This window comes from Thauera mechernichensis (genome assembly GCF_029588855.1).
GTDB lineage: Bacteria > Pseudomonadota > Gammaproteobacteria > Burkholderiales > Rhodocyclaceae > Thauera > Thauera mechernichensis.
In genome coordinates, this window is record NZ_JARQZE010000008.1 from 64436 (window position 1) to 80901 (window position 16466).

Annotated in this window: 11 protein-coding genes; 3 read left to right on the forward strand and 8 right to left on the reverse strand. The window is 66.6% G+C overall.

What is annotated here, in order from left to right; translation table 11 throughout:
- Positions 1 to 23: 23 nt before the first annotated feature.
- Both ctaD and coxB read right to left on the reverse strand, forming a co-directional pair.
- A complete protein-coding gene (gene ctaD / locus P7F68_RS12385) occupies positions 24 to 1622 on the reverse strand; it encodes a cytochrome c oxidase subunit I (protein ID WP_002928641.1) in 1599 nt (532 codons plus the stop codon).
- Between the two features lie 3 nt (positions 1623 to 1625).
- Positions 1626 to 2789, reverse strand: coding sequence for a cytochrome c oxidase subunit II (gene coxB, locus P7F68_RS12390; protein ID WP_277833516.1), 1164 nt, complete (start codon positions 2787 to 2789; stop codon positions 1626 to 1628).
- 215 nt (positions 2790 to 3004) lie between these two features.
- On the opposite strand from coxB, the gene P7F68_RS12395 reads away from it, so the two are divergent.
- Complete coding sequence (locus tag P7F68_RS12395; protein WP_002928634.1) at positions 3005 to 3196, forward strand: hypothetical protein; 192 nt, start codon at positions 3005 to 3007, stop codon at positions 3194 to 3196.
- A 200-nt stretch (positions 3197 to 3396) separates the two neighbouring features.
- Positions 3397 to 4095 carry a PEP-CTERM sorting domain-containing protein gene (locus tag P7F68_RS12400; RefSeq protein WP_277833518.1) on the forward strand — a complete coding sequence of 233 codons (699 nt, stop codon included), beginning with the start codon at positions 3397 to 3399 and terminating at the stop codon, positions 4093 to 4095.
- Positions 4096 to 4161: 66 nt separating this feature from the next.
- Here the strand turns inward: P7F68_RS12400 and P7F68_RS12405 are convergent, their stop codons facing one another.
- Complete coding sequence (locus P7F68_RS12405) at positions 4162 to 5211, reverse strand: Glu/Leu/Phe/Val dehydrogenase dimerization domain-containing protein (RefSeq protein ID WP_277833521.1); 1050 nt, start codon at positions 5209 to 5211, stop codon at positions 4162 to 4164.
- 100 nt (positions 5212 to 5311) lie between these two features.
- The gene (locus P7F68_RS12410; RefSeq protein ID WP_386040468.1) at positions 5312 to 8905 is read right to left on the reverse strand and encodes an indolepyruvate ferredoxin oxidoreductase family protein; all 3594 of its coding nucleotides are present in this window, start codon (positions 8903 to 8905) and stop codon (positions 5312 to 5314) included.
- Between the two features lie 524 nt (positions 8906 to 9429).
- On the opposite strand from P7F68_RS12410, the gene P7F68_RS12415 reads away from it, so the two are divergent.
- On the forward strand, positions 9430 to 10773 hold the full coding sequence (locus P7F68_RS12415; RefSeq protein ID WP_002940808.1) for a sodium-dependent transporter: 1344 nt from the start codon (positions 9430 to 9432) through the stop codon (positions 10771 to 10773).
- A gap of 51 nt (positions 10774 to 10824) precedes the next feature.
- Here the strand turns inward: P7F68_RS12415 and P7F68_RS12420 are convergent, their stop codons facing one another.
- The 4 genes from P7F68_RS12420 to P7F68_RS12435 form a co-directional block, all read right to left on the reverse strand.
- The gene (locus P7F68_RS12420; protein WP_002928610.1) at positions 10825 to 11283 is read right to left on the reverse strand and encodes an Lrp/AsnC family transcriptional regulator; all 459 of its coding nucleotides are present in this window, start codon (positions 11281 to 11283) and stop codon (positions 10825 to 10827) included.
- 12 nt (positions 11284 to 11295) lie between these two features.
- Positions 11296 to 11640, reverse strand: coding sequence for an FKBP-type peptidyl-prolyl cis-trans isomerase (locus tag P7F68_RS12425; protein WP_002928608.1), 345 nt, complete (start codon positions 11638 to 11640; stop codon positions 11296 to 11298).
- Between the two features lie 33 nt (positions 11641 to 11673).
- Positions 11674 to 12240 (reverse strand): peptide-methionine (S)-S-oxide reductase MsrA, encoded by a 567-nt coding sequence (gene msrA / locus P7F68_RS12430; protein WP_277833530.1) that lies wholly within the window; start codon positions 12238 to 12240, stop codon positions 11674 to 11676.
- 92 nt (positions 12241 to 12332) lie between these two features.
- A complete protein-coding gene (locus tag P7F68_RS12435; RefSeq protein ID WP_277833532.1) occupies positions 12333 to 16466 on the reverse strand; it encodes a translocation/assembly module TamB domain-containing protein in 4134 nt (1377 codons plus the stop codon).

Here is a 16466-nt window from a genome sequence, read left to right on the forward strand (position 1 = left end):
TCCTTGCTACTGGCGCCACACGCTCACTTGACGACCGGCGGCGTTTCGAAGGTGTGGTATGGCGCCGGCGAGGGGATCTCCCACTCCAGCCCCTGGGCACCCTCCCAAACCCGGTCGCTGGCCTTGTCGCCGACACCGCGCATGCAGCGCACCACGCCCCATACGAAGAGCAGCTGCGACAGGCCGAACAGCAGGCCACCGATGCTCATCAGGGCGTTGAGGTCGGCAAACTGCAGGGCGTAGTCGGGAATCCGGCGTGGCATGCCGGCCAGGCCGACGAAGTGCATCGGGAAGAACAGGATGTTGACCGACACCAGCGAGCACCAGAAGTGGGTCTGTGCCAGGCGCTCGCTGTACATCACGCCGGTCCATTTCGGCAGCCAGTAATAGACGCCGGCGATGATTCCGAACACCGCGCCGGTCACCAGCACGTAGTGGAAGTGGGCGACGACGAAATAGGTGTCCTGGTACTGGAAGTCGGCCGGCGTGATGGCCAGCATCAGGCCGGACAGGCCGCCGATGGTGAACAGCACGATGAAGGCGAGCGCAAACATCATCGGCACTTCGAAGGTCATCGAGCCGCGCCACATGGTCGCCACCCAGTTGAACACCTTCACCCCGGTGGGCACGGCGATCAGCATGGTGGCATACATGAAGAACAGCTCGGCCGCCACCGGCATGCCCACCGTGAACATGTGGTGGCCCCACACCAGGAAGGACAGGATGGCGATGCTGGCGGTCGCCACCACCATCGACTCGTAGCCGAACAGCGGCTTGCGTGCGAAGGTGGGGATGATTGCCGAGATGATGCCGAAAGCCGGCAGGATCATGATGTACACCTCGGGGTGGCCGAAGAACCAGAAGATGTGCTGGAACATCACCGGATCGCCGCCGCCTGCCGCATCGAAGAAGCTGGTGCCGAAATACTTGTCGGTCAGCACCATCGTCACCACGCCGGCCAGCACCGGCATCACCGCGATGAGCAGGAAGGCGGTGATGAGCCAGGTCCACACGAATAGCGGCAGTTTCATCCAGGTCATGCCCGGTGCGCGCATGTTGAAGATGGTGACGATGATGTTGATCGCGCCCATGATCGAGGACACGCCCATCAGATGCACCGCCAGCACGAAGAAGGCGGTGGAGTCGCTGCTGTAGGTGGTCGACAGCGGCGCGTAGAAGGTCCATCCGGCCGCCGGGGCACCCCCCTCCATGAACAGCGTGGACAGCAGGATGGCGAAGGCGCAGGGCAGGATCCAGAAGCTCCAGTTGTTGACCCGCGGCAGCGCCATGTCGGGCGCGCCGATCATCAGCGGCACCATCCAGTTGGCCAGCCCGACGAAGGCCGGCATCACCGCACCGAACACCATCACCAGCCCATGCACGGTGGTCATCTGGTTGAAAAAGTGCGGATCGACGAACTGCAGCCCGGGCTGGAACAGCTCGGCGCGGATCACCATCGCCAGGCTGCCGCCGATGAACAGCATCGCCAGCGAGAACAGCAGGTAGAGCGTACCGATGTCCTTGTGGTTGGTGCTGTAGAGCCAGCGCGTGATGCCGCGCGGCTTGTGCTCGTGGTCCAGATGCTCGCCGGGGTGCAGGGCACCGGTCTGTTCTGTGCTCATCGCTCACTCCCCTCCCTGGATCGCGGCGGCCACGTCGGCCGGCTGCACCATGTCTCCGGTGTCGTTGCCCCAGGCGTTGCGCTCGTAGGTGATCACGGCCGCCAACTCGCTGGTGCTCAACTGGCGGGCGAAGGCCTGCATCGCCGTACCCGCCTTGCCAAATACGACAATGCGGACGTGACCGGGAATGTCGGCGGTAACCATGGCGCTGCCCTTGAGGCCCGGGAACACGCCAGGCAGGCCCTCGCCGGAAGCCTGATGGCAGACGGCGCAGGCCGTGCCGTAGACCTTCTCGCCGAGCGTCATCAACTCGTCCATGCTCATCGGCGTCGCTGCCGCATCGGCCATGCGCGCCGCCTCCTGCAGCGCGACCTGCTCGGCCGCCCAGGCTTCGAAGTCGGCCTCGCTCTTGACCTCGACCGCCACCGGCATGAAACCGTGGTCACGCCCGCACAGCTCAGCACACTTGCCGTAGTAGAGGCCGGGCTTGTCGACCCGCGTCCAGGTCTCGTTGATGAAGCCGGGGATCGCGTCCTTCTTGATCGCGAAATCGGGCACCCACCAGGAGTGGATCACGTCGTCGGCGGTGAGCAGGAAGCGCACCTTCTTGCCGGTGGGGATGACCAGCGGCTTGTCGACCTCGAGCAGGTAGAGCGCGTCCTTTTCCGCCTCGTTGGAGATCTGCGCCCGCGGGGTGGCGAGGACCGAGAAATACTCGATCGGGTAATCGAGATACTTGTAGTGCCACTTCCATTGCGAGCCGGTGACCAGCACGGTCAGATCGGACTCGGAAGCATCCTCCATCGCGATCAGGGCCTGCGTGGCCGGAATGGCCATGACGACGAGGATCACCACCGGAATCGCGGTCCACAGCAATTCGATCTTCATGCTGCCGTGGAACTGCGCAGGGACAGCGCCGGCCGACTTGCGATGGCGCACGATGGACCAGAACATCAGCCCGAACACGATGATGGCGATCACCACGCAAATGTAGAAGATCGTCATGTGCAGGCCATACACGCGCTGGCTGATCTCGGTCACGCCACGCGTCATGTTGTATCTGCTTTCCTGGGCAATTGCCGCCTGGCACAAGAACATGAACAAACCGCCAAGGCACAGCCGCGAATACCTTGCCGAATACAACGCGCTCAGGATGTGGTGTCTCACTGCACGACTCCTAATTATCGTTTGGGGGCTTGGCAACCCTGTAGGCGGAGGTCTGATGCAAAGGCCTTGGCGGACGCGTCGTGCACGCGGCCTGACGATTCACTATATGCAGGGAATCGGGAAACGCAAGAATCAGCGAGAACCTTAAGGAGAATTAGTCCAAGTTGAGAAAAAGCACAAAATCAATGGGCTACGGTCAATTGGGGATTACCTGCATGAGGCTGGTGCTCCGATGCTGCGACATCGCACCGCCCGGCTCGACTGATGGCATCAAAAATGGCGTGTGTCGGCTTTTTTTACACCCCGCACATGGCTGGATCATGGCGTTTGGCGATGAATGCGCGCGCACCCGCAAGAAGGGCGCGACCGTCAAGTTCCAGATCCGGCAGTCGGCGAATCATCCGTGACACACATCACAAATGAATGAGGGAACTGGGCGCTGTGTGAGCGCAAGAACACCCTGAAGAACGTCTCGCCGCGACGGAATCCTGCCTGGCACGGCTATTGCTTAGAGTCCTGCACTTAAAAACCGCTGCCTCGAAATCAGCAAAAAGCACAGCAGCCTTCTCCGCTGCTGGTCTGAACAGCCTCTGACGGAACGAAAGAAATGCCCAAGAAACTCGCGATTGCCCTTACCGCATCCATTGCCCTCGCCAGCAGCGCCAATGCTGCAGTGATCAACACCTTCAGCAATCTCGCAGCCTTCAGCGCAGCGGCAGGCACGACCGCGCTGGAAGACTTCAACGATAGCGCACTCGGGCGCTTCAGCTATGGCGTCGCCTACGACTTCGACGGTTTCACGCTGACTGCGGCAGCGAACCCGCGCGGCACGGGCCCCGGCGTCGGGATCGGGAACACGGCACGAAGCACGATCGACAACACGGCAAGACTGATCTGGGGCTCTCAGACCTTCGGCGCCAATGGCAGCGGCTGGGGTCCCCAGATCGAATTCATCTTCGACGCCCCGACCTACGCCTTCGGCTTCGACTGGCGCGACACGGACTCGACGGACTCCTACAAGCTGACCGTACTCGGCGTCGATTTCGGTGGCGCTACCACCGGTGGGCTCTTCCCGCGCAATGGCACGAGCACCTCCGGCTTCTTCGGCCTCGTAAGCGACACCGCATTCAGCTCGGTGCTGTTGCAGCAGGTTGCTCGAGGCGGCGTCCTCGACGATATGTCCATCGACAACGTGCGCTTCACCCCAGCGCCTGCCAGCGCGGTGCCCGAACCCACGGTACTCGCCCTGCTCAGCCTGGGCCTGCTCGGTCTTGGCGCGGTCCGCCGCAAGCAGCGCACCGCCTGAAGCTGAGTGCAAGCCACGAAAACGGCGACCCGCGGGTCGCCGTTTTCGTGCCAGCGCAGGCCCGGCTCAGCGCTTGAAGCGCTCCTCGGCAATTGCGTCAGCCACCTCGCCGGTCGGACGCTCCTCCTTGCGCGCGCGCTCGAAGACTTCCATGAGGTTGTCATGAATACCCTCAATGTGCTTGAGCAATGCGGCGCGATCGAAGCCGATGCGCTCGTGATAGACGTCGATGATGCCGCCGGCGTTGATGACGTAATCTGGCGCGTACAGGATGCCACGCTTCATCAGTTCGACGCCGTGGCGCGGCTCGGCGAGCTGGTTGTTCGAGGCGCCCGCGACGACCTTCGCCTTCAACTGCGGAATGGTGCTGTCGTTGAGGATGGCGCCTAGCGCGCACGGTGCGAACACGTCGACGTCGAGGCCGAAGATCTCATCCGGCGCAACCACGGTCGCGCCCAGTTCCTTGCCCGCCTGCAGCAGCGGCTCGCGGTGGATGTCGGTTACCCACAGCTGGACACCGGCCGCCTTGAGCTGGCGAGCGAGGTCGAAACCGACATTGCCGACACCCTGCACGGCGACGCGCAGGCCCTCGAGCGAATCGCGCCCGAGCTTCTCCTTCACCGCCGCCTTGATGCCGATGAAGGTCCCGTAGGCGGTGGCGGGCGAAGGATCCCCGCTGCGCGTGCCTTCGTCGGAGGGCTTGTCGTGAATGCCGGCCACATGCTGGGTGAATTGCGTCATGTACTTCATGTCGGCGACGCTGGTGCCGGAGTCCTCGGCGGCGATGTAGCGCCCGTTCAGCTGTTCGAGCGCGCGGGCGAAGGCGGCAAGCAGCTCGGGCGTCTTCTGCGTGCGCGGGTTGCCGATGATCACGGACTTGCCGCCACCGAGCTTCAGGTTGGCCATCGCCGACTTGTAGGTCATGCCGCGCGACAAGCGCAGCACGTCGCGGACCGCCTCCTCCTCGGAGGCGTAGGGCCACATGCGGCAACCTCCGAGCGCAGGGCCGAGGTTGGAATTGTGAACGGCGATGATCGCCTTCAGTCCGCTCTTGTCGTCGCTGACGAACACCACCTGCTCGTGGTCGGCGAAGTCGCTCAGGGAAAATACGGCCATGTTGTGTCTCCTTCCTTTTGGGAACGTGGGGATGAGCCGTCCCGCCGGCACCGCTCGTGGCGGGCCGGTGAGGCGGCGGGGGTAAGAAACGGGAGCGGGCTCAGCCCGGGATGATTGCGATCGTCTTGCGCACCTTGGTCGCCACCGGCGCGCTCACCGGGCGGCGGTGGCGGAAGTCCTCGAGCAGCGCTGCCTGGCGCTTGCGGGCGCTGGCGACATAGCGCTCGCGGACATGACCAAAGCCGCGGATCTGGTCTGGAATGGCCGCCAGCTCGATGGCAGCCTCGACGTTGGCCTGGTCGAGATTGACCAGGATCTCCTCGACGATGCGCTCGTAGTCGGCGATCAGCTCGCGATCGAGCTTGCGGTCGTGGCTGCGCGCGAAGGGATCGAGCATCGAGCCGCGCAGATGGCGGAACTTTGCCAGCACACGCATCGCCTTGAGCATCCACGGGCCGTAGGCCTTTTTCTTGAGCTCGCCGGTCTGGGCATCCTTGTCTGCCATGGTCGGCGGAGCAAGGTGGAAGACGAGCTTGTAGTCGCCCTCGAACTGCTCGTCGACACGCTTGAGGAAGTCGCTGTCGGTGTAGAGGCGCGCCACCTCGTACTCGTCCTTGTAGGCAAGCAGCTTGTGATAGCCGCGTGCCACCGCCTCGGTGAGCAGGCTGATGCCGGGAGCAACCCTCGCCTCGGCAGCACGCACGCGCTCGACCAGCCTGGTGTAGCGCGTGGCGTAGGCCGCATCCTGGTAGTCGTTCAGATGCGCCTTGCGGCGGGCGATGACCTCATCGACGCTGGTCGACAGGCGGTGGTGCTCCGGCGTCCCAAGCTGCGGCTTGGCGGCCTCGACCACTGCCTTGAGATCCACCGCGGCACGGCGCCCCCACAGGAAGGCAGCCTTGTTGGCGTCGACCGCGGCGCCGTTGATCTCGATCGCGCGCTCGATCGCCTGCCGCGACAGCGGCACCAGGCCGCGCTGCCAGGCAAAGCCAAGCATGAACAGGTTGGTCGCGATCGAGTCGCCCAGCAGGTCGGTCGCGAGCTTGGTGGCGTCGAGGAACTCGGCCTTGTCCGCACCCACCGCATCGACGATCTGCGCTTCCATAGGCTGCGCAGGGAACTGCGGATCCGGGTTGGCACCGACGTCGCCACTGCGCGCCTGGGCGGCAAAACCACGCACGAACTCGCTGGTGTTGGTCTGGTCGCGGTTGATGACGACGCGCGTGAGCCCCTTCTGCATCTTGGCCAGCGACTCATCGCTGGCCGCCACCACCAGGTCGCAGCCAATCACTGCGTTGGCCTCGCCGGCGGCGACGCGCGCGGCGTGGAGCTGGTCCTGGCGGTCGGCGATGCGCACATGCGACCACACCGCGCCGCCCTTCTGCGCCAGGCCCGCCATGTCGAGTACGGAGATGCCCTTGCCCTCCAGGTGGGCGGCCATGCCGAGCAGGGCGCCGATGGTGACCACGCCGGTGCCGCCCACGCCGGTGATGAGGATGCCCCAGGGCGCGGCGGTGTCGGGCAACTGCGGCTCGGGCAGATCGGCTGCCAGTCGACCGGGCGCGCTCGCGCCACTCGCCTTGCCACGCCTGAGCGCGCCGCCTTCGACGGTGACGAAGCTGGGGCAGAAGCCCTTCACGCAGGAATAGTCCTTGTTGCACGACGACTGGTCGATGAAGCGCTTGCGGCCGAACTCGGTCTCCACCGCCCCCACCGACATGCAGTTCGACTTGTCGCTGCAATCGCCACAGCCCTCGCACACGAGGTCGTTGATGACCACCCGCTTGGCCGGGTCGGGGAACTTGCCGCGCTTGCGGCGACGGCGCTTTTCGGCTGCGCAGGTCTGGTCATAGATGATCGCTGTCACGGCCGGCACCGTGCGCAGCTCACGCTGCACGGCGTCGAGCTCGTCGCGGTGACGCACGCCGACGCCGTGCGGCAGGTCGGCCGGACCATAGGCACGCGGCGTGCCGTCATTGACCACCACCACCGTGCCCACACCTTCGGCCAGCAGCTGGCGGGCGATGATCGGCACCGACAGCGTGCCGTCGTGCGGCTGGCCGCCGGTCATCGCGACTGCATCGTTGTAGAGGATCTTGTAGGTGATGTTCACCTTGGCCGCCACCGCCGCACGGATGGCGAGGATGCCCGAGTGCATGTAAGTGCCATCACCCAGGTTGGCGAACACGTGCGGTGTGGCGGTGAAAGGCGCCTGGCCGATCCAGGGCACGCCCTCGCCGCCCATCTGGCAGAAGGTCTGGGTGTGCTCGGGCGACAGCCAGGTCGCCATGTAGTGGCAGCCGATACCGGCGATGGCGCGCGAACCTTCCGGCACCTTGGTCGAGCTGTTGTGCGGACAGCCCGAGCAGTAGTGCGGCACGCGCTGGATGGACAGCCGCGGCTTGGCAAGCGCCGCCTCCTTGGCCTCGATGAAGGCGAGCCGCGCCTTGATACGGTCGGAGGTGTAGAAGCGCGCGATGCGGCCGGCGATGGCACGGGCGATCATCGCCGGGGTGAGCTCGCCGGCAGCGGGCAACAGCCATTCGCTGTGCGGCAGGGCCCACTCGCCCTTGTCGTCGAACTTGCCGATCACGCGCGGGCGCACCTCGTCCTTCCAGTTGTAGAGCTCCTCCTTGAGTTGGTACTCGAGGAACTGGCGCTTTTCCTCGATCACCAGGATCTCATCCAGCCCTTCGGCGAACTTGCGCACGCCTTCGGCCTCCAGCGGCCACACCATGCCGACCTTGTACAGGCGCAGGCCGATGGCGGCCGCCTTCGCCTCGTCGATGCCGAGGTCGTCCAGCGCCTGGCGCACATCGAGGTAGCTCTTGCCGCTGGTGATGATGCCGAGCTTCGCGTTCGGGCTGTCGATGATGGTACGGTTGAGCTGGTTGAGCCTGCAGTAGGCGAGCGCAGCATAGAGCTTGTGATGCAGCAGGCGCTTCTCCTGCACCAGCGGCGGGTCGGGCCAGCGCAGGTTCAGCCCGTCCTCGGGCAGCGGAAAGTCCGCGGCAGTCGGGATCAGCGTCTGCACCTGGAACGGATCGACATTGACCGACGAGGACGTTTCCACCGTGTCGGTCAACGCCTTGAACGCCACCCAGCAACCCGAATAGCGCGACAGCGCAAAGCCGTGCAGGCCGTACTCCAGGTACTCCTGGATACCGGCCGGCGCCAGCACCGGCATCATCAGGCCCTTGAACACATGCTCGGTCTGGTGCGGCAGCGTGGAAGACTTGGCGGCATGGTCGTCACCGGCGATCACCAGCACGCCGCCGTGCTTCGAGGTGCCGGCAGCATTGGCGTGGCGGAAGACATCGCCCGTGCGGTCGACGCCAGGGCCCTTGCCGTACCAGATCGAGAATACGCCGTCGAACTTGGCGTTCGGATCCAGGTTGACCTGCTGCGTGCCCCACACCGAGGTCGCCGCGAGATCCTCGTTGAGGCCGGCCTGGAAGCGGATCTGCATCGGCTCGAGATACTTCTTCGCCTTCCAGAACTCCTGGTCGACGTTGCCGAGCGGCGAGCCGCGGTAGCCGGTGACGAAGCCGGCGGTATTGAGGCCGGCGGCTTCGTCGCGCATCTTCTGCATCATCGGCAGGCGCACCAGAGCCTGGATGCCGGTCATCCAGGCGCGGCCGGTCTTGAGGGTGTATTTGTCGTCGAGGCTGACGGGGGGCATGGTGTTCGACATGGTGGTGTGAACTGCCGCCTGGCGGTGAGCGGCGCGCGGTTGGCGCGGGCTTCCGGCGGGCCGGCGTTGTCTCCTCTGCATTAGGGGTTGTGGGCGCGTCACTCTGGCCACCGCAGGACGAATCGCTCCCCGTCCGACAGCGGCTTACGAACCGAATGCTAGAACGAAGTCGAGAAAAGAAATTCCGCATTCGGCCCGGATTCGGTCGATATAAGAAATATTTTTCCACTCATCAGCACTTACGATCCGCGTCATCCTGACCGCACACCACGGCCACGGATACGACATGGCACGGTGCCGGGTCGAGCCGCCTGCGTGCCAGCACTGGCCGCAGCCCGCCAACAAGCCTAGAATCCGCGGCTTTGCCCGGGCCAGAGGCCCACCGCGCCACAAGCGCAGAAAACTCGAGGAGACCAAAATGAACCATCACGCCGCCAGCGGCGGGCAGCCCATCCGGCAGCCGCGCCCCTGCATCGCCGCACGCCCCGCCGCACCCGATCACGCTTTGCAGGGGGCGTACTGACATGCAGAAGACGCACACCCACGGCCAGTGGACCTCGCGCATGGGCTTCGTGCTCGCGGCCACCGGTTCGGCAGTCGGCCTCGGCAACATCTGGAAGTTCCCCTACATGATCGGCCAGAGCGGCGGCGCAGCCTTCGTGCTGGTCTACCTGCTCTGCATCGCACTGATCGGCCTGCCGATCCTGGTCGCCGAATGGATGATCGGCCGCCGCGGCCAGAAGAATCCGATCAGCACAATGGGTGAGCTGGCGAAGAAGAACGGCCGCAGCGGCGCCTGGGCGCTGATCGGCTTCACCGGCGTGCTCGGTGCCTTCCTCATCCTGTCCTTCTACAGCGTCATCGGCGGCTGGGCGCTGTCCTATACCGGCGATGCGATCACCGGCGGCTTCACCGGCATGGACAAGGATGCCGTGGGCAATGCCTTCACCGGCTTCCTGGCCAATGCCGGCAGCCTGCTGACCTGGCACACCGTGTTCATGGCGCTGACCGTGGGGGTGGTGGCCATGGGCGTCGCAGGCGGCCTCGAGCGTGCCTCCAAGCTGCTGATGCCCTCGCTGGGCGTGCTGCTCTTCATCCTCGTCGGCTACGGCATGACCACCGGCGGCTTCGGCCAGGCCATGGCCTACCTGTTCAACCCGGACTGGAGCAAGCTCACCGGCGACGTCGTGCTGGCTGCGCTCGGCCACGCCTTCTTCACCCTGTCGCTGGGCATGGGCATCATGATGGCGTACGGCTCCTACCTCGGCGAGGACGTCGACCTGCTGCGTACCGCGCGCACCGTGGTGATCATGGACACGGTGATCGCGATCGCCGCCGGCCTGGCCATCTTCCCGATCGTCTTTGCCAACGGTCTCGACCCTGCTGCCGGCCCCGGCCTGATCTTCGTCACCCTGCCGATCGCCTTCGGCAACATCACCGGGGGCGTCATTCTCGGCACCCTGTTCTTCGTGCTGCTGACCTTCGCCGCGCTGACCTCGGCGATCTCACTGCTGGAGCCGGTGGTGGAACTGGTCGAGGAGCGCACGCCGCTGTCGCGTGCAGGCGCGACCTTCGTCGCCGGTATCGCCACCTGGGCGCTGGGCATCGCCGCGCTGCTGTCCTTCAACCACTGGAGCGACGTGACGATCATCGGCCTCAACATCTTCGACCTGCTCGATCAGCTCACCAGCAAGTTCATGCTGCCGCTGACCGGACTGGGCGCCATCCTGTTCGCGGCCTGGTGCCTGGACCGCGACAGCGTGCGCAAGGAGCTTGGCCTCGGCGAGCTGGGTTTCAGTGTGTGGAACGTGGTGGCGCGCTTCGTGGCACCGGTGGGCGTGCTGATCGTCTTCGTCAGCAACCTCTGATCATCGCGTGCGCCGCACAGGCGCGATGAAGGCGAAAACGGCCCTGACCGCTTACAGCGGCAGGGCCGTTTCGTTCTTGATCTCGCGCAACGCCACCGCGGAGTGGGTGACGTCGATCTCCGGAATCTTGAGCAGGAAATCGTGCATGAAGGAGGACAGCGCCTCCAGATTGGGCAGGTAGAGCTTGAGCAGACAGTCGGTCTCGCCGAGCAGTTCGTAGCATTCGACCACCTGCTGGCAGCCCTTCACCACGCGCTCGAAGCGCTCGAGCACGTCTGCGCTGTGCTGCTTGAGCTTGACCCGCACCCAGACACAAGTGCCCAGACCGACCTTGTGGCGGTCGACGAGCGCCACGTAGCCGCTGATCACCCCCGCCTCCTCCAGCTCCTTCACCCGCCGCCAGCAGGGCGTGGGCGACATGCCGACGCGCTCTGCAAGCACCTGGGTGCTGAGCGTGGAGTCCCGCTGCAGCAGGCTCAGGATATGACGCTGGGCCGGATCGAGTTTCATCGCGCGCCCGGCTCAGATCACCTTGAGCAGTTCAACCTCGAACACCAGCGTCGCATTGGGCGGGATCACACCGCCGGCGCCGCGCGCACCATAGCCAAGCGCCGGCGGAATGGTGAGCTTGCGCTTGCCGCCTTCCTGCATGCCTTCGACGCCTTCGTCCCAGCCGCGGATGACATGGCCGGCGCCGAGCGGGAAATTGAACGGGTCGTTGCGATCCTTGGACGAGTCGAACTTGCGACCGTCGGTCAGCCAGCCGGTGTAATGCACCGACACCATCTTGCCCTTGACGGCGGTCTCGCCGGTACCGACCTCGAGTTCATCGATGACGAGGCCGCTGGCTGTGGTGGTCTGGGTCATGCGTTTCTCCTGTGTGCGTGCAAAGGCGGCATTCTACCTGCCACTTCCGCGCCGGCGCTCGGCGAGTTTGGCGCGGTACTTGGCAATCTTGGGCGCCACCACGTACTGGCAGTAGGGCTGATCGCTGTTGTTCATATAGTAGTCGTGATGCTCGGCCTCGGCCGGCCAGAATACCGGCGCCCGCTCCACCCGCGTCACGATCGCCTTCGGGTAGATGCGCTGCTCGCCGATGTCCTCGATCAGCGCGAGCGCATCGTGCAGTTGCGCATCGCTGGTGACGAAGATCACCGAGCGGTACTGCGGGCCGACATCATTGCCCTGACGGTCGACCGTGGTCGGATCATGGATCAGGAAGAAGATCTCGAGCAGTTCGCGATAGCTCACCCGCGCCGGATCGAAATCGACCTTCACCACCTCCGCATGGCCCGTGCCGCCGGTGCACACCTGACGATAGCCCGGGTTATCGACGTGCCCGCCGCAGTATCCCGGCACCACCGACTCGACCCCATCGACGAGGTCGAACACGGCCTCCAGGCACCAGAAACAGCCTCCTCCGAGGATGGCGGTCTCGAGCACGGGGCCCTTCGCTTCTTCAGTCATTCATCCACTCCCTACAAGGAAATGCAGCACTTGCTGCAGACCACGGACAGCCTCATTCATTCCCCATGCGACCGGCTCGGCATCACTGCAGCTCAGCGGAAGGAGAAGCCGTAATGCAGATCGACCGAGGTGTCGGTTCCGCCACGCGCCACGAGCGACAGCCGGCGCGAGAGCTGGTAGCTCAGCTTGACCAGTGTGGCCGCCCCGCCCAGGCTCTGCTCGAAGGACAGGAACAGGTCGGGTCCAAGGCGCTTGCCCAGGCTGAGCACCTGGCCGGACACGGTGGGGCCGCTGGCAACCGTCGAGCCACTGCCGAGCACCCGGCTGCTTTGCGTGCGCGAGGTGCTGGTGAGCTCGCCCTGGCCAATGGAGAATGCGTCGAAGCCGAGGCTGCGCGAGAGCTCCTCGGTCATGCCGCCCCCCGGGCCGCCGAGCAACGCCGCGGCCGCCGGCAGCAACAGGCCCAGATCGGCCCCCGAAGCAGCGTCCGGGGCACGGCCAAGGACGATCCACGACAGCTTGGCGGGGTCGGGCACGTTGGGCTCGGACACCAGGCGCACCTGAGGGCGCTTGGCGCTGCCGGTGACGGCGACCCCAGCCTCCACCTCGAGCCCCTTGCGCAGTGCGACGATATTGAGCCCGGGCGCATCGAGCGGCCCCTGGAAGTTGACGACCCCGCGCTCGATCACCAGGTTCTGGCCATAGCCGCGGTAGCTGCCCCCTACGGTCGATACGGTACCGACGGCCGACAGCGCACGTCCGGGCTGCAGGCGGATACGCAGATCGCCAGCAAGGCGGGTCTCCAAACCCATCGCGGACAGGTATAGCGCATCGCCCAGTCCGACGCGGACATCGGCAGTGACGGCAAAGGCGCCGGCCTCGGCCACCTCGTCACGGCCGAGCACCACCACGTCATCCGACAGGCTGGGGGGCATTGCCTCGGCGAACTCGATGTAGCCGGCATCGGCACGGAACTCGGCGTCGAGCGCCAGCGACGACCAGGTGCTGCGCGCACTCCCCTGGCCCGACAACAGCATCCAGCGGTCGTCACGCTGGAGTAGCGGCAGCCGATCGGCGGCAAAACGGAAGCGGCCGGCACCGTTGTCGAGCGCCACCTCGCCGCTGGCCTCGAAACGCCCCGGACTGGCCGTCAACGCGGCCACCGGGATGCGTCCATCGCGTGGCTGCACCCGGTTCGGCGATACGAACTCGAGGCGCAGAAGGCGCACGCGCTCTTGATCGAAGGCGAGATCGAGCTCGCCACCGGACAGCACCAGGCCCTGATCGACCAGCGTGAAGCCCAGCTCGCGTCCATTGATCGTGCCGCTCGCACGCGGCGCAGCCAGTGTCCCGGACACGGCGACCGCCCCCCCGATGCGTCCGGCGGTTTCCACATTCTCGCGCACGAGCCGGCCGAGCCAGGTGATCGACGGCATGTCCAGCCTGGCCGACCCACTGAGGGCCGTATCCGGTGGCAGGCTCCAGATGCCTTCGGCACTGCGCCGCGCACGCACGCTCGCTTCACCGGCGAGACTGCCGAATTCGCTGCCGCGCACGTCGAGCGCAAGCTCGAGACGGTCTCCGCGTGCCCGCAGGACGGCGTCGAGACGCTCCAGCCCCAGCCGGGTGCGCAACTCCCCTTCCAGGCGCACATCGCCCGCCTCGCGAAACACCCGCGCTTCGCCGTCGAGCGTGCGGCCGACGCTCAGATCCCAGCGCGCGCCCAGCACCAGCGGGTCGGCGCCACGCCGGCGCTGGCCATCGGCACGCCGCGGCTCGAGTTCGAGCACGAGCCCGCTGAGCTCGCCACGCAGCACGCTGCGGGTCGGCGACCATGCCGTCTCGAGCAAGCGGATGCGGCCCTTGTCTCCGGCATTGAATTCGGCCGCACCCAGGCGTACCGCATCGGGCGCGAGCTCGAGGGCCACCGGGGCCAGCAGGCGCGCCGCCACGCGCCCCGTCGTCTGCAGCGCCGACAGCTCGCCGCGCCAGCGCAGCGCAGTCCCTGCTGCCAGTCCGCCCTTCAACCCGAGCTCGAGGGCATCGGCTTCAACACCGGCCGGCGCCACGTTCCCACCGGCAATTGCAGCAAGCTCGATACGGTGGCTGGCGCGCGTACCCTCGGCCGCCAGGCGCAGGCTGGACACCCAGTCGGACTGCGGCCGGCCGTCCTCATCCGGCGCGCTGCTGCCAAGCCCGCTCACGCCGAGTGCGAGCGCGAACGGCCCGTCGGTGCCAGCATCGAGCTGTACGACACCGTTGACGCCGCCGATGCGCACCTCGCCCGGCAGGCGCAGGCCCTCGCCGAAGAACTGCACGCGCCCCACGGGCGCTGCAAGCGCGCCACCGATCGAGCCCTCTGCCGAGGCCCGCCCGCCGAGGCCCAGGCCAAGCGCATCGAGCGCCGGCGCATCGAGACGCAGCGCGAGACGATCCTGTGGTGCGCCCAGCGCCCCCTCGGCAACCAGGCTGTTGCCCGCCAGCTGCACATCCAGTACGAGTTCGGGCAGGCGCTCACCCTCGACCCTGAGCTGGCCCTTACCGCGCAGCGGCAGACCTTCGAGCAGGCTGTCGAGGATGTCGAAACGCAGCGCGACGGACAGCGGCTCGTCGGCCACCGGCAGCGCGCCTTCGGCATGCAGGTCGAGATCGAGGCGCGCCGACGGCGCCTCGGCCACGAACGCACGCGGGTCGGCCCCGCGCAGACGGGCACTCAGTTCGAACACCTGGCGGCCGGCCGCAGCGGGTCCTGCCGATGTACTGCCGCCGGACTCGGTCTCCGCCACGGCAGCGGCGGCAGTCACTGCCATGCCTTGCAAGAGCGCCTGGATGTCGATGCGGGCGCTCCCCGCCTCGAGCGCAACACGCGCCTGCTGCCGGGCCTCGTCGCCCTCGGCGTCGATGCGCCCCGCCAGCCGTTGCCGCGGCAGGCGACTGTCGAGCAAGCCCGGGTCTATGGCATCGAGCTCGAGCGCGGCATGGATGCGACCGAGCCCCCCCTCGCGGCGCGCATCGTCATCAGCCTGACCGCCGCGCTGCCAGGCCACGCGACCGCCGATGCGCCCCGCTCCGGGCAGGCGCAGGGCGAGCGCATCGACGGCGAGGCCATCGTCCCGCCAGTCCAGGCGGCCGTCGAGACTGAGCAGCGGAATACCCCCCTGGTCCACCGCCTGCGGCAGGCGATTGGTGACACGAATCGGCCCGCCAAGCAGGCTCGCCGCATCGGGCATCGCCGCGAGTTCGGCCTCGATGCTGAGCGCGGCGCGCGGCGCCCCGTCCACGAACGCGGCCGGGTCGATCTCGCCCGCCTTGACCGCAAGCCGACGCAGCGGCATCGCCGCCAGGCTCTCCGCCTCGACCTCGACCCGGGCGGTCAGCCCCTCGCCCTGGGCGTCGATGCTCAGATGGGGCTCGAGCAGGGTGTTGGTGGCGCCAAAGCGGGCGACCACGGCACGCCCGTCGATGACACCATCGAAGCGGCCCTCGCCATCGAGCGCGTACGGTGCGGCGCCATCGACACCCAGTGCGAGCTGCAGCCGTCCCTGGGGCAAGCTGAGCGCGAGCGTGCGCAACCGATGCCGACGGCCATCGCTGTCGAGCACGGCCTCGAGTTCGGTAAACAGCGGTTGCGCGGCGTGATGTCCGGCACCGGTGCGGGTGCCGAGATCGGCAGGGCCGCCATCCCCGGCCGGCTCGCCAGCACGCTCGTCGGCTTGGCCATGCGCCTCCTCTTCACCCAGCGTACGCATGACGAAAGCGCCCAGCACGAGGCTGCGCAGCTCGATGGCCAGCGGCACGGCGAGGGAGTCCGGCAGGGTGGTGGGGGCCGCGGGCGCAGTGTCGTCCGTGCTTGCCCTGGCGAGCTCGACGTGCGCCGCCGCGAGACGCTCGACCAGAAGGCGGCGCTCGAACAGCGCAGCAGGCTTCCATTCGAGTTCGAAGTCACGTACCTCGAGTTGCAGCCCGGGGGTTTCATAGCGCAGCACATCGAGCTCGAAACCGCCGAGCACACGGCCGCGCGGACGCTCCGCATGCAGCGCGCCATCGGTGAGGCGGGTGCCGAGTGCCAGCGCGGTCTCAAGTCCGGACTGGGTGCCGAGCAGCCAGGCCCCCAGTCCGGCCGCGCCCACGAGCGGCAGCAGCAGCGCGGCAGCCAGGCCTCGCAGCCAGCGGCGCCCACGTAGCTCGGGCGGGCGTGTTGCGGGAGTGGCCGGATGCGCCGTCAT

Bases quoted from the DNA above. Each gene is read 5' to 3' on its own strand.
- ctaD (WP_002928641.1), bottom strand. From the start codon at position 1,622: ATGAGCACAGAACAGACCGGTGCCCTGCACCCCGGCGAGCATCTGGAC.
- P7F68_RS12395 (WP_002928634.1), top strand. From the start codon at position 3,005: ATGAGGCTGGTGCTCCGATGCTGCGACATCGCACCGCCCGGCTCGACT.
- P7F68_RS12400 (WP_277833518.1), top strand. From the start codon at position 3,397: ATGCCCAAGAAACTCGCGATTGCCCTTACCGCATCCATTGCCCTCGCC.
- P7F68_RS12405 (WP_277833521.1), bottom strand. From the start codon at position 5,211: ATGGCCGTATTTTCCCTGAGCGACTTCGCCGACCACGAGCAGGTGGTG.
- P7F68_RS12410 (WP_386040468.1), bottom strand. From the start codon at position 8,905: ATGTCGAACACCATGCCCCCCGTCAGCCTCGACGACAAATACACCCTC.
- P7F68_RS12415 (WP_002940808.1), top strand. From the start codon at position 9,430: ATGCAGAAGACGCACACCCACGGCCAGTGGACCTCGCGCATGGGCTTC.
- P7F68_RS12420 (WP_002928610.1), bottom strand. From the start codon at position 11,283: ATGAAACTCGATCCGGCCCAGCGTCATATCCTGAGCCTGCTGCAGCGG.
- P7F68_RS12425 (WP_002928608.1), bottom strand. From the start codon at position 11,640: ATGACCCAGACCACCACAGCCAGCGGCCTCGTCATCGATGAACTCGAG.
- msrA (WP_277833530.1), bottom strand. From the start codon at position 12,240: ATGACTGAAGAAGCGAAGGGCCCCGTGCTCGAGACCGCCATCCTCGGA.
- P7F68_RS12435 (WP_277833532.1), bottom strand. From the start codon at position 16,466: ATGACGGCGCATCCGGCCACTCCCGCAACACGCCCGCCCGAGCTACGT.